This window comes from Streptomyces sp. NPDC043726 (assembly GCF_056436565.1).
In genome coordinates, this window is sequence record NZ_JBWKCI010000003.1 from 84,449 (window position 1) to 100,057 (window position 15,609).

At 73.5% G+C, this 15,609-nt stretch carries 15 protein-coding genes; 6 read left to right on the top strand and 9 right to left on the bottom strand.

The window, feature by feature from the left end:
* Nucleotides 1-77: 77 nt before the first annotated feature.
* From AC068Z_RS09360 to rpmG, 5 genes are all read right to left on the bottom strand, one after another.
* On the bottom strand, nt 78-347 hold the full coding sequence (locus tag AC068Z_RS09360; RefSeq protein ID WP_478553920.1) for a DUF397 domain-containing protein: 270 nt from the start codon (nt 345-347) through the stop codon (nt 78-80).
* Nucleotides 348-1,051: 704 nt separating this feature from the next.
* Nucleotides 1,052-1,285 (bottom strand): 30S ribosomal protein S18, encoded by a 234-nt coding sequence (rpsR, locus tag AC068Z_RS09365; RefSeq protein WP_478553922.1) that lies wholly within the window; start codon nt 1,283-1,285, stop codon nt 1,052-1,054.
* 4 nt (nt 1,286-1,289) lie between these two features.
* On the bottom strand, nt 1,290-2,999 hold the full coding sequence (locus AC068Z_RS09370) for a CobW family GTP-binding protein (RefSeq protein WP_478553924.1): 1,710 nt from the start codon (nt 2,997-2,999) through the stop codon (nt 1,290-1,292).
* Nucleotides 2,999-3,247 carry a type B 50S ribosomal protein L31 gene (locus AC068Z_RS09375; protein WP_451722841.1) on the bottom strand — a complete coding sequence of 83 codons (249 nt, stop codon included), beginning with the start codon at nt 3,245-3,247 and terminating at the stop codon, nt 2,999-3,001. Before AC068Z_RS09375 ends, AC068Z_RS09370 begins: the two co-directional genes overlap by 1 nt.
* A 6-nt stretch (nt 3,248-3,253) precedes the next feature.
* Nucleotides 3,254-3,418, bottom strand: coding sequence for a 50S ribosomal protein L33 (rpmG, locus tag AC068Z_RS09380; RefSeq protein ID WP_184594658.1), 165 nt, complete (start codon nt 3,416-3,418; stop codon nt 3,254-3,256).
* 63 nt (nt 3,419-3,481) lie between these two features.
* On the opposite strand from rpmG, the gene rpmB reads away from it, so the two are divergent.
* The 4 genes from rpmB to AC068Z_RS09400 all read left to right on the top strand — a co-directional run bounded on the left by rpmB (nt 3,482) and on the right by AC068Z_RS09400 (nt 5,225).
* Complete coding sequence (gene rpmB / locus AC068Z_RS09385) at nt 3,482-3,718, top strand: 50S ribosomal protein L28 (protein WP_451722840.1); 237 nt, start codon at nt 3,482-3,484, stop codon at nt 3,716-3,718.
* Nucleotides 3,718-4,023: a 30S ribosomal protein S14 gene (rpsN, locus tag AC068Z_RS09390; protein ID WP_478553926.1), complete on the top strand. Its 306-nt coding sequence runs from the start codon at nt 3,718-3,720 to the stop codon at nt 4,021-4,023. The genes rpmB and rpsN overlap by 1 nt, the downstream gene beginning before the upstream one ends.
* Before the next feature lie 157 nt (nt 4,024-4,180).
* The gene (locus tag AC068Z_RS09395; protein ID WP_478554532.1) at nt 4,181-4,645 is read left to right on the top strand and encodes a hypothetical protein; all 465 of its coding nucleotides are present in this window, start codon (nt 4,181-4,183) and stop codon (nt 4,643-4,645) included.
* A gap of 61 nt (nt 4,646-4,706) precedes the next feature.
* Nucleotides 4,707-5,225 carry a DUF4232 domain-containing protein gene (locus AC068Z_RS09400; RefSeq protein ID WP_478553928.1) on the top strand — a complete coding sequence of 173 codons (519 nt, stop codon included), beginning with the start codon at nt 4,707-4,709 and terminating at the stop codon, nt 5,223-5,225.
* A 29-nt stretch (nt 5,226-5,254) separates the two neighbouring features.
* On the opposite strand, the gene AC068Z_RS09405 is transcribed toward AC068Z_RS09400, so the two are convergent.
* Entirely contained in the window at nt 5,255-6,358 is a 1,104-nt protein-coding gene (locus tag AC068Z_RS09405; RefSeq protein ID WP_478553930.1) for a DUF2786 domain-containing protein, read from the bottom strand.
* A gap of 383 nt (nt 6,359-6,741) precedes the next feature.
* On the opposite strand from AC068Z_RS09405, the gene AC068Z_RS09410 reads away from it, so the two are divergent.
* Together AC068Z_RS09410 and AC068Z_RS09415 are read left to right on the top strand one after the other, a co-directional pair.
* Entirely contained in the window at nt 6,742-7,374 is a 633-nt protein-coding gene (locus tag AC068Z_RS09410; RefSeq protein ID WP_478553932.1) for a LysE family translocator, read from the top strand.
* Between the two features lie 49 nt (nt 7,375-7,423).
* Nucleotides 7,424-9,112 (top strand): bifunctional 3'-5' exonuclease/DNA polymerase, encoded by a 1,689-nt coding sequence (locus AC068Z_RS09415; protein WP_478553934.1) that lies wholly within the window; start codon nt 7,424-7,426, stop codon nt 9,110-9,112.
* Between the two features lie 18 nt (nt 9,113-9,130).
* On the opposite strand, the gene AC068Z_RS09420 is transcribed toward AC068Z_RS09415, so the two are convergent.
* From AC068Z_RS09420 to AC068Z_RS09430, 3 genes are all read right to left on the bottom strand, one after another.
* Nucleotides 9,131-12,700, bottom strand: a complete 3,570-nt coding sequence (locus AC068Z_RS09420; protein WP_478553936.1) for an AfsR/SARP family transcriptional regulator — start codon at nt 12,698-12,700, stop codon at nt 9,131-9,133.
* Nucleotides 12,701-13,082: 382 nt separating this feature from the next.
* The gene (locus AC068Z_RS09425; RefSeq protein ID WP_478553938.1) at nt 13,083-14,213 is read right to left on the bottom strand and encodes a M20 family metallopeptidase; all 1,131 of its coding nucleotides are present in this window, start codon (nt 14,211-14,213) and stop codon (nt 13,083-13,085) included.
* Between the two features lie 103 nt (nt 14,214-14,316).
* The gene (locus tag AC068Z_RS09430) at nt 14,317-15,594 is read right to left on the bottom strand and encodes an aspartate aminotransferase family protein (RefSeq protein WP_478553940.1); all 1,278 of its coding nucleotides are present in this window, start codon (nt 15,592-15,594) and stop codon (nt 14,317-14,319) included.
* Between the last annotated feature and the right edge of the window lie 15 nt (nt 15,595-15,609).

Consider the following 15,609-nt stretch of genomic DNA (forward strand, 5'->3'; position numbering starts at 1 on the left):
TACGCGCGTAACCACTCCGTCACGGCGCGTACTGACGCCGATTGCCCGGAATGTTCCGCGAGTTGCCCGGCCGGGCGTCAGCCCGCTATCAAGTGGTCGAACTCGCCGTCCTTGATGCCCAGGAGCATCGCCTCGATCTCGGCGCGGGTGTAGACGAGCGCCGGTCCGTCCGGGAAGCGCGAGTTGCGCACGGCTACATCACCGCCGGGCAACCGGGCGAACTCCACGCAGGAGCCCTGCGAGTTGCTGTGCCGGCTCTTCTGCCAGGCGACACCGCTGAGCTGGGTCGCGGCCATGCCGTTGTACACGCCGGACGCGTCTTCAACGTCGTACACGTCGTGGTCCACAGGTCGCTCCCCGGTGGTGCACTGGCTGGTGAGGCCATTGATGCATTGGTCAACTGACCCGGATCATAACCCTGTTCATGTGCAGATGCATGGGAGGATGCACGGGCAGATGCACGTGCACGTGGGGTGTTCCTGCGGTTACAGCTGTGACGTGCGCTTCGGCGAAGCCTTCCCCGCCATCCCCCGTCCATGACCTTCCGCGCTGCCTGCCGAGCCGGTTCGTCCGGATCGAATCGCTCGTGTATGAGGAACAGACGCACACAGAGCCGTTCGTGTTCCAACATCTGTGAACGTCTCGGCCCACAGTCTTGACCGGATCGCCGTCCTCCCAGTGGACGCCCGGCATCCGTCTCGCCGAGGTCGGGCGGCTACCTGGTGCCGGAGGGTTGTGCGCCCGGCACCTGCCCGGCGAAACGACCGCACCCGATGACGGTGAGGTCGTCATCGGGTGCGGTTGCCCTGTCGGGTCTTCGACGGGGATACGACCGGGCAGTCCGCCGAGTGGGTTCGGACGCGTGGGCCACAGGCGCTCGTACGGATTCGGGAGGTGCCGTACGTCGGTGAGCGCAGGGGGCGCCTGGTCGGGGGTGGGGTGTCGGCCGTCGGTCGGGCGTGGGGCTCGGTCGGCCGTCGGAGGTGGGGGGTCGGCCGTTAGTCGGGGGTGGAGTGCGGGTCGGCGGTCGGGGTGGGTGTCGGTCGGCGGGTCAGCGGCTCGCGTAGGGCAGGAGGGCCATCTCGCGCGCGTTCTTTACGGCCTTGGCGAGCTGTCGCTGCTGCTGTGCGGAGATCCGGGTCACGCGGCGGCTGCGGATCTTGCCGCGATCGGAGATGAACCTCCGGAGCAGGTCGGTGTCCTTGTAGTCGATGTACTCGACGCCGGCCTGGTCCAGCGGGTTGGGCCGGTTCTTGGCGGGCTTGCGTTCGGTCTTGCGGGGCATGGGGTCAGACCTCCAGGAGGGTGTCGAAGGCGGGCGGCAGCCGCTTCCAGGCGTCGCGCCCGGCGGCGTACTCGGCGTCGGTGAGCAGGCAGGACTCCAGCAGCCGTTCCAGGCCGTCGCGGTCCAGGCCGGGCGAGGTGAAGACGAGGCGCTGACCGCGGTCACCGTGCTCCGGGTGCCAGTCCAGGGCCGCGGCGGCGCGGCGCACGGGCGGGACCAGCTCCCAGGCGGCGTCGGGGAGGGAGGCGAGCCAGGGGCCGGCGCTCTCCACGCACAGGGCGCCCCCGGCCGCGTCCCAGTGGAGGAGCGTGTCCGGCTTGTCCGCCAGCCAGAACCGGCCCCGGCTGCGGGCGGCGGCGCAGGTCAGGTCCTCCAGCGCCGCGTACAGCCGCTCCGGGTGGAAGGGGCGGCGCCGGTGCCAGACGAGAGTGGAGACGCCGTGCGCGTCGGCCTCGACGGGCAGCAGCGCGCAGGCGGGGTGCTGGGCGGCGGCTGCCGCTTCCACGTCGAAGCCGGAGAGGACGGCGGCGGCCAGGGCGCCTTCGCCTCGCGGCGAGGCGGTGTGACCTGCTGTCGGGCCGACGGGACCGGCAGGCGGGGCGCCACGGCCCGCCATCGGAACGCCGGGACCGGCCGGATGGTCGGTGCCGCCGGCCTGAAGGTCGCTGTCACCGGCCCGAACGTCGCCGTCACCGGCCCGAAGGTCGCCGCGACCGGCCCGAAGGTCGCTGTCACCGGCCGGACGGTCGCTACCACCGGCCCGAGAGTCGCCGTCACCGGCCCGAAGCTCGCCGCCACCGATCCGAACGGCGCCGTCACCGGCCCGAAGGCCGCTGTCACCGGCCGGACGGTCGCTACCACCGGCCCGAACGCCGCCGGGACCGGCCCGAAGGTCGCCGTCACCGGTCCGAACGGCGCCGTCACCGGCCCGAAGGTCGCTGGGACTGGCCGGATGGTCGTTGCCACCGGCCCGATGGTCGCTGTCACCGGTCCGAACGGCGCCGTCACCGGCCCGAAGGTCGCTGGGGCTGGCCGGATGGTCGTTGCCGTCGGCCCGATGGTCGCTGTCACCGGTCCGGACGGCGCCTGGACCGAGCAGTGGGTCGTCGGCGCTCAGCGGTGGGGCGGCATGGTCGATCCGTACGTGGTGGGCCGTCGGGTGCAGTTGGGTGAGTAGTTCACGGTCCTCGTCGTCCGCCTCCGGGGAGTCGAGGACGGCCAGGACGGGGGCGTACTCCAGCTGGCGCGCGAAGGTGTCGGCGACGGTGCGCTGGTCGGTGGCGGCGGCTGCCAGGCCCCGCTCGGCCAGGTCGTCGCCGTTGCCGAGGTACGGCAGCAGCAGCGCCGGGTCCACGGCGGTGACCACGCCGGTGACGGTGAGGCCGCCGGAGGCGACCACCTCCGCCATCGCCTTGGGCTCGACGGAGTCCCACAGCTCGACGATCGCGAGCGGAGTGCCCTGATCGGCCAGCCGTCGCAGCTCCGGCACCAGGTCCTCGCGCAGCGCGCAGCACGCGCAGTCGTTGACGAGGGGCGCCTGGCCGGTGTCACGGACGCCGGTGGCGTCGCGGATCGTCCGGACGACCGTGCCGGCGGGGGCCGTGGCCAGGTCGTGGTGGAGGACGACGCTGCCGGGGACCTGGGCGAGCAGCCGGTCCACGGCGGCCCTGCGGGCGTCGGCGTGCAGTCCGCCGACGATCACGACGGGAAGCATCAGCCCTGCTTTCCGTACCGCCGCTCGAAGCGCTCCACGCGTCCGGCGGTGTCCAGCACGCGCGCGGTGCCGGTGTAGAAGGGGTGGCTGACGTTGGAGATCTCGACGTCCACGACCGGGTAGGTCCGGCCGTCCTCCCACTCGATCGTCTTCTCGCTGGTCATCGTCGAGCGGGTGAGGAAGGCGTGGTTCGCGGCGCGGTCACGGAAGACGACGAGGCCGTACGGCGGATGGATTCCCTTGCGCATGGCGGTTCAGCGCTCCTCTCGGAAGTCGACGTGCCGGCCGGCGACCGGGTCGAACTTGCGCAGGGTCATGCGGTCCGGGTCGTTGCGGCGGTTCTTGCGGGTGACGTACGTGTAGCCGGTCCCGGCCGTGGACCGGAGCTTGATGACCGGGCGGAGTTCGTTGCGAGCCATGACTGGTACCTTACTGAAAATGAATTCCATTTACGACAACGCTTCAGGAGAGGTGCGTCACCCATGTCCGCCCACTGCATGCTGACCGGGGCCCGGCCCGGCTTCGGCAACCACATCTCCCACTCCCACCGGCGCACTTCCCGCCGCTTCGACCCCAACATCCAGAGCAAGCGGTACTGGCTGCCGAGCGAGGCCCGCTTCGTGCGCCTGAAGTTGAGCGCGAAGGGGATCAAGACCGTCGACGCGATCGGCGTCGAGGCGGCCGTGGCACGCATCCGCGCGCGTGGGGGGCGAGTCTGATGGCCAAGAAGAGCAAGATCGCGAAGAACGAGCAGCGGCAGGAGACCGTCGCGCGGTACGCCCGGCGGCGGGCCGAGCTGAAGGAGATCATCCGGCGCCCGTCGACGCCGGAGGCCGAACGGCTCGCCGCACAGCAGGAGTTGCGCCGCCAGCCGCGCGACGCGAGCGCCACACGCGTGCGCAACCGGGACCAGGTCGACGGGCGCCCGCGCGGGTACTTCCGGACGTTCGGGCTGTCCCGGGTGTCGCTGCGGGAGCAGGCCCACGCGGGACATCTGCCCGGGGTTCGCAAGTCGTCCTGGTAGGGCCCGTCTCGGCGGTGGCCGTTCTGGTCCTGGTTACGTCCTGGTAGCTTGCGGCCGTACCGTCCGAACCGGCTCATCCTGGGGGCTTGCAGTGACTTCGTCGACGTACGCGCGCGTGGCGCGCAGGACGGCGTACGCGCGCGTGCCGCGCAAGCGGATGCGGATCGCGGCCGTGGCCGCCGGTCTTGCCGGTGTTCTCGTGCTGAGCGGGTGCAGCGACGACGGATCCTCCGACGACGGCTCGCCCAGCGCGAGCCCCACGCCGTCCGCCACCGAGACCGCCGACACCGGCGGGGGCGGCGGCGGTACGGCCTCGCCCGCGGGCGAGCTGGAGGGCAGTTGGCTCGCCACGACCGACGGCAAGGCCGTGGCGCTGATCGTCACCGGCAGCAAGGCGGGGCTCTTCGTGACCGGCGGGACCGTGTGCAGCGGCACGGCGGGCGAGACGATCGAGCTGGAGTGCTCCGACGGCACCGAGGACCGGTCGAGCGGGACGGTCGACTCCGTCGACAAGGACACCCTGAAGGTGACCTGGGCCGGCGGCCTCGGCGCCGAGACGTACCGCAAGGCGGATGGCGCCACCCTGCCCACGGGGCTGCCGACGGCGGGGCTGGGCGGCTGACGCACAGTCGTATGCGTGATGATCCATGCACGCGATCCGTCACGCACCCCTGAGGACACCCATGCGCACCACCGCCCTCCTCCCCCTCACCGCCCTCGCAGCGGCCCTTCTGCTGACCTCCTGCGGCGACGACGGAGGCGGCGACGCCGGTGGCGGGGACGGGAAGAGGGGCGAGGGTTCTACGGCCGCCTGCGCGATCGGGGACATGGAGACGCGGGTCGGCCCCGCCAACCCCGCCCCGGCCGCCGGGGACACCGGCAACGTGACCCTCACGCTCACCAACAAGGGCGCCGCGTGCACCCTGGACGGCGTGCCCGCCGTGACCCTGAAGGCGGGCGGCACGTCGGCGGACGTCGCCCCCGCCCCGGCGGCGCCGAAGCGGACGCTCGCCAAGGGCGGCACGACGGCGTTCACCGTCACCTATGTGCGCGGCGGGACGGACGGCCTGGCCGTGAAGACGGCCGAGTTCGCCCTGCCCGGCGATGACGGGACACGGAGCTTCCCGTGGTCGTACGGCAATGTCGCGCTCAAGGGGGACCAGCCGGACGCCTCGGTGAGCGGGTTCCAGCAGGGGGACTGACGGGTTCCAGCAGGGGGACTGACGGGTTCCTACTCCAGGCGGCGCCGAGCCTTCACCTGGGCCTGGTCGGCCGCCTCGGCGCCCTCGGTCCAGCCCGCCGCGTCGCTGACGCCGCGCAGCCGGGTGGTGGTGGTCTCGGGGAACATCCGGTCGAGCCGGGTCGTGACCGCGACTTCCCGGGTGGCCAGGACCGGCAGCAGGTCGTCGCTGACCTGGGTCTCGGCGGCCCGCGTGAGGCGGGTGCCGATGCGGTGGGCGTAGGCGGCAAGGAAGGACTGCCGGAAGGTCTTGGTCCGCTTGCGTCCGCCCGCGCGCTGGGCCGCCTCCGCCTTGGCCATCGCCGTCTGGGCCTGGACGAGCAGCGAGGTGTAGAGCAGCTCGACCACCTCCAGATCGGCCTCGAAACCGACCACCGTGGAGAAGCCGAGGGGTTCGTTCCACACCGCGCGGCAGTGGTTCGCCCCGGCCACCGCGTCCAGCAGCACCGCCTTGGCCTGCTCGTACGGCGGCTCCACACCGATCCGGCAGGCGCCGGGGGCGTCCGGGTCGGGCGCCTGCGCCGACAGCAGGGCCTCGTCCACGCTGTGCCGGGCCATCAGCTCCTGCGCCTTGGCGGTCAGCGCCTCCGCCTCCTCGGGGAAACCGGTGGCCTCGGCCTTGGCGAGCAGCGCGCGGATCCTGGTCAGCATCCGGGACTCGGGCCTGCGCGACTGCTGCTGCTCGTCCAGGGGTTCGAGGCGCGGCAGCCGCAGGAGCAGGCGGTACAGCTCCAGGACGGCGGTGGCGTGAGAGAAGCGGTCCGCGGGGGGCGGGGGTGTGGCGTCCAGCCCGTCCAGCTGGGCGCGCCAGCGGGGACCGCGCGGAATGTCGTCGGGCGCCTGCGCGTGGACGAGCGCGGCCAGCAGGCGCTCGTGTACGTCGTCCAGGTCCCGGCGGACGATCCGGACCACGTCGGCGGGCTGCCAGCCGCGCCGCCAAGCCGCCGCGACGAACTCCCGTCCCCTGCGCTCCAGTTCCGCGTCCGCGCCCGGATCGGCGGCGAGGAGGGACGCGCCGGTGTCCAGGGCCGTATCGGAGTCGGTGTGCAGGGCGGCCTGGAAGGCGAGGTCGACAGTGCGGGGCGTGCTGGTCACGGGGGGATCGTGTCATGCGGGTGGGAGGGGCGTTGGGTGGGCCGGTGGCTTGGGGGGCTCGGCGGCGGTGCGGTCGGGTCCCGGGCCGCCGGAGGGCGAGGGGGCGCGCGGCGGCGGGGCAGGCGGGGCCCAGGCCGCCGGACGGCGACGGAGCGCCCGGCAGCGATGCGGTCAGGTCGCAGACCGCCGAACGGCGACGGAGCGCCCGGCAGCGATGCGGTCAGGTCCCAGACCGCCGGACGGCGACGGAGCGCCCGGCGGCGGGGCAGTCGGGGGGCCGGGGCCCAGGCCGCCGGACGGCGGGGCCCTGTGGCGGTTCGGGGCGTGTCTCGGTCCGCGAAATTCGGTCGCCCGCGCGCGTGGGGGCTCCAAGCATGGGCCCCATGGTGGACATGTCTCTGTACGCGGCGTTCCTCGTCGCCGCCTTCGCGCTCTGTATCACCCCGGGCCCCGACATGATGTTCATCGTGGCGATGGGCGGGAGAGGCGGGCCCACGGCCGGGGTGATGGCGGCGTTCGGTGTGGCGTGCGCGATGCTCATGCACACGGTCGCCGCGGCCCTCGGTCTCTCGGCCCTGTTCAACACCCTGCCGACGCTCTACCACGTGCTGCGCTGGGTGGGCGCGGCCTATCTGCTCCACCTCGCGGTGAAGGCCTTCCGGGACCGTTCGGTGCCGGGTGAGGAGGAGCCCGGGGGCTCCGGCTCCGGCATGCGGCGCGCCTTCTGGCAGGGCGCCGTCACCAACCTGCTGAACCCCAAGGTGATCCTCTTCAACGTGGCGTTCCTGCCGCAGTTCGTGGACCCGTCCCTCGGCCATGTCCCCGGCCAGCTCCTGCTGCTCGGCGGCACGCTCGTGCTGATGGGATTCCTCTGGGACGGCTTCGTGGGTCTGCTGGCCGGCCGTCTCGCGGATCTGCTCCGCCGGAGCAAGCGCGTGAACCGCTGGCTGAACATCGTCTCCGGCACGGTGTTCACGGGTCTGGCAGTGCGGTTGGCGGTGACATCTCCGAAGTAAAGGCGCAGGTGAGGGCCGATTGTCAGACCCCCCTGCCACACTCGCCGGCATGACCGACCGGTGGGCTCTCGCGCCGGCCGAGGACGGCGGCGTGGAGCTCGCCCCCCTCGGCCCGGACGGGCTGCCCGCCGCGCCGGTCGTGCGGGAGCCGGACCTCGCCGCGGCGGTGCGCGGCAGGCCGGAGGTCGCGCGCTGGGTCTGGCGTTCCACCGCCGAGGTCTACCCGCGCCTGCTCGCCACGGGGGTGCGAGTGGAGCGGTGCTACGACATCGAGGACGCCGAGACCCTCCTGCTCGGCCACGAGGGGCGGTACGGCGAACCCCGTTCCGCGGCGGCCGCCCTGGCCCGCCTGCGCGGCGGACCCGTACCGCCCGACCCGCCCCAGCGCGCCGCCGAACCGGGCGCGCAGTCCCCGTTGTTCGAGCCGCAGGCCGTCCGTCTCCCGCTGACCGACCTCCTGGAGGTCTACGCCGAACAGCAGCGACGGCACGACAAGGCCGAGCACCCGGAGCGGATGCGGCTGCTGACGGCGGCCGAGTCGGCGGGGATGCTGGTCGCCGCCGAGATGAACCGGTCCGGGCTGCCGTGGAGCGCCGACGTCCACCGCCGCGTGCTGCACGAACTGCTGGGCGAGCGGTACGCGGGCGGCGGAGAGCCCCGCCGCCTGGCCGAGCTGGCCGACGAGGTGTCCGCCGCCTTCGGCCGCCGGGTCCGGCCCGATCTGCCCGCCGATGTCGTCAAGGCCTTCGCGCAGGCCGGCATCAAGGTCCGGTCGACCCGCCGCTGGGAGCTCGAGTCCGTCGACCACCCGGCCGTGGCGCCGCTGATCGAGTACAAGAAGCTGTACCGGATCTGGGTGGCGCACGGCTGGTCCTGGCTCCAGGACTGGGTGCGGAACGGGCGGTTCAGGCCGGAGTTCCTCGCGGGCGGCACGGTCACCGGACGCTGGGTGACCAACGGCGGGGGCGGGCTGCAGATCCCCAAGGTGATCCGGCGTGCGGTCGTCGCCGACCCCGGCTGGCGGCTGGTGGTCGCCGACGCCGACCAGATGGAGCCGCGCGTGCTGGCCGCCATCTCGCGCGACCCCGGTCTGATGGAGGTGGCGGGCCGGGAGAGCGACCTCTACCAGTCGGTCTCCGACCGGGCCTTCTCCGGCGACCGCGACCAGGCCAAGATCGCCGTCCTCGGCGCGGTCTACGGCCAGACCTCCGGCGACGGCCTGAAGAACCTGGCCGCGCTCCGGCGCCGCTTCCCCCGCGCGGTGGCCTACGTCGACGATGCCGCGCGGGCCGGTGCGGAGGGGCGGCTGGTGCGCACCTGGCTGGGCCGCACCTGCCCGCCGGCGGCCGGTTCGGGCGAGGACGCCGTGGAGGAGGCGGGCATCCCGGTCGCGGACGAAGCGGAGGAGGCGCAGCAGCAGTGGGTGCCGGGATACGCGTCCACCGACGCCCGCGCGCGAGGCCGCTTCGCCCGTAACTTCGTCGTCCAGGGCAGCGCCGCCGACTGGGCGCTGCTGCTGCTCGCCGCGTTGCGCCAGGCCTGCGCGGGCAAGGCGGCCGAGCTGGTCTTCTTCCAGCACGACGAGGTCATCGTGCACTGTCCCGAGGAGGAGGCGGAGGCGGTGGTGGCGGCGATCCGGGAGGCGGCGGAGCTGGCGGGGCGGCTGACGTTCGGGGAGACGCCGGTGCGGTTTCCCTTCACCACGGCGGTGGTGGAGTGCTATGCGGACGCGAAGTGATCAGGCGTGGTGTCGTGATCAGGCGTGGCGTCCGGCGCGGGCGCGGAGCTCCGGGCCCTCGTTCTCGGCCAGCAGCAGACCGAGTTCGGCGAGGACGCCCTTCTCGTCGGTCCCGTCGAGGGCGTCCAGGGCCGCCCGCCAGGCCGCCCGGGCCTCGGTGACGCGTCCCGCCTCGCGGAGCAGAAGACCGTGCTGGTGGCGGGCGAGACCGCCGGTGTAGCGGTCGGCGCGGGCCTCGGCCCGGCGCAGCAGCTCGGCGCACTCCCGGTCGGCCCGTTCGGTACGGCCGAGCAGGCGCAGGGAGCGGACCAGGCCGAGGCGGGTCTGCGACTCGCCGTGCCAGTCGCCGTGGCCGTCGAGGACGCGCAGGCTCTCCTCGAAGTGCCGGGCGGCGGCGGCCGGTTCGCCGAGGGTGAGCTGGGCGTAGCCGATGTTGCACCGCGCGTAGATCTGGATCAGGACGTGCCCGATGGTCTCGCCGATGGCCAGTGAGAGGCGGTGCTGTTCGATGGCGGCTCGCGGGTCGGTGTGCTCGTACAGGTTGCCGAGGTGCTGGTGGGTGACGGCCTCGCCGTACGGGTCGTTCAACTGCCGTGAGTAGGCGAGGCTCTGGCGCAGCGCCCGCTCCGACTCCGGGTAGCGGCCGAGGCCTTCGAGCAGCAGACCTCGGTTGTTGAGGCAGCGGCGCATCCAGGAGACGACGCCGAGCCGCTGCCAGATGGTCAGGGCCTGGTCGTTGAGGGCGAGGGCCTCGCTCTGGCGGCCGGTGAGGAAGTGCACCCCGGCCAGGTCGCCGAGGGCGTACGCCTCGGCCGCCGCGTCCCCGAGGCGCCGGGCGACGCGCAGGCCGGCCCGGCCCAGGACCTCCATCTCGGCCAGCCGACCGCGCCGTTGGAGGTAGGGAAAAATCAACCGCAGCAGGGTGCAGACGCGGGCGGCGATGCACGGGGCGGGCACGTCGGCGTACCGCTCGGTGAGCGCGACGATGTTCGCCAGCTCCGCGTCGCCCCAGGCGAAGGCGGCCTCGGGGCCGTCGAAGGGGTGGACGCCCGCGACCTGGGCCGCGTGTTCGGAGGGCTGGCAGGACGTGGGGCGACGGCGGTCGTCCTGGTCGAGGCCGGGTTCGACGATCGCGGTGAGGACGCGTTCGGCGAGGGCGGCGTACCAGCTGAGGGCGGTCTCGGCGACGGCGGTACCGCCTTCGGTGCCGGCCAGTTCGCGGGCGAAGTCGCGGACCAGGTCGTGGGGGACGTAGCGGCCGAGCGCCGTCTCCTCCAGGAGTGCCACGTCGACGAGCCGGTCGAGAGCGTCCTCGGCGCGCCGGGTGCCGATGCCGCTGAGGCGGCCGAGCAGGGGGGCGCCGTACTCGGGCAGGTCCAGGGCGCCGATCCGGCGCAGCACGAGGGCCGCGTCCCGGTCGGCCTCGCGGTCGGAGGCGGCGAGCGCGTCGTGCGCCACGGCGAGGGAGCGGCGGACGCTGAGATCGTCGTACTCGAGCTGCTGCAGTCGCCGCTCGGTGGCGGCCAGTTGGCGTGCCAGCACGTCGGGGGTGAGCGCGCTGCGCGCGGCGAGCCGCGCCGCGACGACCCGGAGGGCGAGCGGGAGGCGTCCGGTGAGTGCTACGAGGGGGTGGCCGGCGTCGATGCCGTCGTCCCGTCCGGACACCGCCCGCAGCAGCGCCGCGCTGTCCTCGTCGGACAGGGGTGCGAGCGGGAAGCGCCGGACGCCGTCGAGGGCGGCGAGGGACGAACGGCTGGTGACGATCACGGCGCAGCCGGGCCCGGCGGGCAGCAGCGGCCGTACCTGGGCGGCGTTCGCGGCGTCGTCGAGGACCAGGAGCGTGCGGGTGGGCGCGAGCATCGAGCGCAGCAACGCGGCTGCCGCGTCGGGGTGTTCGGGGATGGCGCGCGGGTCGGCGCCGATGTCCCGCAGCAGCGCGGCGAGGGCCTGGGCGGCGGAGAGGGGGAGCATGCCGGGGGTGGCGCTGTGGAGGTTGACGTAGAGCTGGCCGTCGGGGAAGCGGCCGGCCAGGGCGTGGGCGACGTGAAGGGCGAGCGCGCTCTTTCCTATGCCGGCCATGCCGGTGAGGACGGTGATGGTGGTGCTGGGAGTGGGGGCGGCGAGGGTGCCGTGGAGGGCTTCGGCGAGACGGGCGCGGCCGGTGAAGTGAGCTGGGGGTGGCGGAAGTTGGGCTGGGCGGGGCGCGGCGATGGGGTACGGCGGAGGCGTGGCGGTGGGTTGGGCGTCGGCGGCGCCGGGGCTTGAGGGCTGCTCGGTGGGCGTGGCGTCAGGGCTGGCGGGCTGCCTGGTGGTGGCGTCGAGGCTCGGGGACTGCTCGGTGGGCCTCGCGTCAGGACTGGAGGGCTGCTCGGTGGGCCTGGCGTCAGGGCTGGCGGGCTGCCTGGTGGTGGCGTCGAGGCTCGGGGACTGCCCGGTGGGCCTCGCGTCAGGACTGGAGGACTGCCCAGTGGGCCTCGCGTCAGGACTGGCGGGCTGCCTGGTGGTGACGTCGAGGCTCGGGGACTGCTCGGTGGGCCTCGCGTCAGGGCTGGGGGGCTGCCTGGTGGTGGCGTCGAGGCTCGGGGACTGCCCGGTGGCTGGGCGGTTGCCGTCGCCTGCGCGATCGACCCCGTCGGCGTGGCGGCGGTCACCGCTGCGTGCGCTGCCGCCCGTACGGCCTGCGTCGCCAAGTCCCGTACGGATTCGGCCGCCTTCGCCGCCGGCCCCCTCCTCCACGGCCCCCCGCAGCACCTCCATATGTGCCCCGCGTACGCCAGGTCCCGGCTCCACGCCGAGTTCCTCGACGAGCCTGCGGCGCAGGTCGCGGTGGACGGCGAGGGCCTCCGCCTGACGGCCGCCGCGGTGGAGGGCGAGCATCAGCTGGCGGTGGTAGGCCTCGCGCAGCGGGTGTTCGGCGGCCAGGGCGGCCAACTCGGGGAGCAGGGCGTCCAGTCGGCCGTCGGCGAGGGCCAACTCGGCGTCGTAGCGCCACTCCAGGAGCAGCAGCCGCGCCTCTTTCAGGCGCTGCACGAGGGGGAAACCGCCCACGTCGGCGGGGAGTCCGCCGAGCGGCGTGCCGCGCCACAGGGCGAGGGCGGCGGCGCACTCGCGGGCGGTGCCGTGCCAGTCGCGGGCGAAGTGGGCGGCGCGGGCGGCGGCGAGGTGCGCGTCGAAGACGTGGACGTCCAGTTCGCCGTCGTCGACCCGCAACAGGTACCCGGGCGGGACGGCGCGCAGCCGGGAGGGGTCGTCGAGGAGTCGGCGGAGCCGCGTGACGTGGTTGTGCAGGGAGGCGTGCGCGGAGGGGGGCGGCGCCCCGCCCCACAGGGCGTCCTTGAGCGCGTCGACGGAGACGGTACGGCCGGCTTCGAGGAGCAGCGCGGCGAGGAGTGCGCGGGCTTTGGGACTGCTGATGGGCCGGACGACGAGCCGGTCGCCGCACGCGCCGACCGAGCCGCCGCCGCTGCCGCCACTGCCACTGCCACTGCCACTGCGACTGCTGCCGCCACTGCCACTGCCGCCGCTGTCGCCGCTGTCGTAGAGAACCGGCGGCCCCAGCAGTCCGAACCGCAGCTCGTACCGCTTCACGCCGCCCACTGCCTTTCCGCGCGCCCGACGGGGTGCGCACCACGGCGTACCCCGGCCGTCGTGGCGGGTTTCCGCCCCTCGACAGCGGAATTCCGCCACCTCCGCCCGACGGGCCACCCGCCGGGATCCGCTACTGTTCCGGCCGTCCGACAAGATCGTCTCGACGACTTCAGGCCGAGCGGCCGGAGACGGCGCGGAGAACCGTTGGCCACATGTTAGCGATCCGTTGGTGCGACCTGATGTGATCAATCCATCGGATCTGGCCCGACGGTGCGCGCGTAAGACGCGTTGCTCGGGGGAGTGTTGCCGCCGCGGCCGGATCCGGGGACGCACACGGGTCCCGGTCGGCGGAGGTGACCGACCGGGACCCGCGTCCCCTCCCTCAGCGACCGGTCGTCCGGAGTCGCTCCGCGGGGCTGGCGCGGATCGCGTCCACCAGGCCCGCGACCAGCCGTGCCCGGTCGGCCATGGTGGCGACGAGCAGGTACTCGTGGTCCGCGTGGGCGCCGCCCCCGACCGCTCCGAGCCCGTCGAGCGTCGGGACGCCCAGGGCGGCCGTGAAGTTGCCGTCGCTGCCACCGCCGACGGCCACGCCCTCGATGCCGGGCCGCAGGCTCCGGGCCAGGGCCATGAGCGAGGTCGACGCGGACTCGGGCATGGGGGGCCGGCCGACCCCTCCCCGCACGGAGATGACAGCGCCGTCGAGACGGGGGGTCAGGGCGGCGAACGCCGACTCGACACGCTCCTTCTCCTCGGCCGACTCGACGCGGACGTCCACGAACACGGTCGCCTGCGCGGGAACGACGTTGTCCTGGGTACCGGCGGCGGCAACGGTCGGCGTGACGGTCGTACCGATCCCGGGCCGCGAGAGAGCCGCGATCTCCAGCACCTGGTGGGCCGCCTCGATCAGGGCGTTCACTCCCGCGGCGGGTTCCAGGCCCGCGTGCGAGGCGCGGCCGGTGATGGCGACCTCGAAGGTGCCGCAGCCCTTCCGGCCCGTCTTGAGGGCGCCGCCGTCGGCCGCCCCCTCGAACACCAGCACGGCGCCGCAGGCGAGGGCACGCTCCTCGATCAGGGCCCGGGAGGCCCGGGAGCCGACCTCCTCGTCGGCGGTCACCAGGATCTCCACGCCCGCCAAATCGTCGAGCAGCGCCAGGCCGTGGATCGCCTGCACGAGACCGCCCAGCATGTCGAACACACCGGGCCCGGTCACCCGGCCGTCCTCGACCTTGAACGGGCGGCGCTCCAGGGTGCCGAGCGGGAACACGGTGTCGTGGTGGCCGAGGATCAGCACCTTCGGCTCACCGCCGCCCGACCAGTGCACATGCGGTCCGGCCTCGCTCTCCACGAGTACGGCCGTCCCGCCGAGGCGGTCCTCCACGACACCGGCGACGGCTCGGGCCGAGGCCTCCAGCGCCGCGTGGTCGCGGGAGGGGGACTCGGTCTCGACGAGGATCCGGAGGTCGTCGAGCATCGCGTCGACGCTGACCGACGTGGTCGTGTGCATGGTCATGCGGGGAGCCTAACGGGACGCTTCACGGACCGGTCCGACGCCGCTTGGCCGCCCGAGGCGGCCGTACGCGCGATGCCTTCTCCCCCGGTGTGCGGAGCCATGCTCAGGCCCCCGTCCGCGCGACGACGCGCACGGAGCTCTCCAGCGCGGTCAGGAAGCGGTCGTCGGTCTCCGCCGTCTGGGGCAGGGACAGCGTGACGAAGCCGCTCTTGCCGACGTAGACACCCCGTTCCAGCATCTCGTGGAAGAGCAGCTCCACCGGGCGCCGGTCCGTGCCGGCCAGGTCCGAGGCCCGGACCAGGGGGGCGTCGGTGGGATGGATCCCCATGAGGGACCCCCACCCGGTGGCCTGGAAGCCGTACTCCCGCAGCATGGCGTCGGCCCGCTTGCGCAGGTCCTCGCCGCGCTGGAACAGCTCGGCCAGACACGACCGCGTGAGCACCGTGCCGAGCATGGCCGCGCCGGCCGCCATGGAGAAGCGGTTGTTGTTGAAGGTGCCGGAGTGGTCGAGGGAGCGCTGCCCGCCGCGCGCGATCTGGAGCATCAGCTCCCGGGCACCGCCGACCGCTCCGAACCCGAAGCCACCGCCGAGGTACTTGCCCAGCGTCGTCAGATCCGGTCGGACGCCCAGCAGGGACTGGCCGCCGCCGTAGGCCATGCGCGAGGTCTGGACCTCGTCGAAGACGAGCACGCTGCCGTTCTCGTCGCACAGGCTTCGCAGCCCCTGGAGGAAGCCCGGAACGGCCTGGATGCGTCCGCCGGAGCCGAGCATCGGCTCGACCAGGACACAGCCGAACTGCTCGGGGAACCGCCGGAACGCCTCCCGTACGCCGTCGAGGTCGTTGTAGTCGCAGATGACGGCGTCGAACGGCACGTCGAGGGCCGGGCGGCCGCGGCTGAAGCTGAGGAAGCCGCCGTGGTAGCCGCCGTCGAACACCAGGATCCTGGCCCGGCCGGTGGCCTTCAGGGCGAGGTTGATGGCGACGAGGTTGGCCTCGGTGCCGGAGGGGGTGAAGCGGACGAGGTCCAGCGCGAAGCGCTCGCAGAGCATCCGCGCGACCTCGGCCTCCTCCGCCGCGACGGTGCCGAACGTCCAGCCCTTGTCGAGCACCTCCGTGACGGCCTGTCGTACCGCCTCCGGGTTGTGCCCGGCGAGGCCGACGCTGTAGTCGCCCAGGTAGTCGAGGTACTCGTGGCCGTCGACGTCCGTGAGACGGCAGCCGGCGGCGGAGGCGACGGTGAAGGGGAACGGGTCGAAGTCGAGCACGGAGCGAGTGGTTCCCGAGGGCAGGAAGGACCTGGCCCGCGCGTGCAGCTCCCGGCTGACCGGACGCTTCTCGGCGTACCGCCGGTGGACGTTCTCCAACGCTTTGGTGATCACGATGCTCTCAATCGG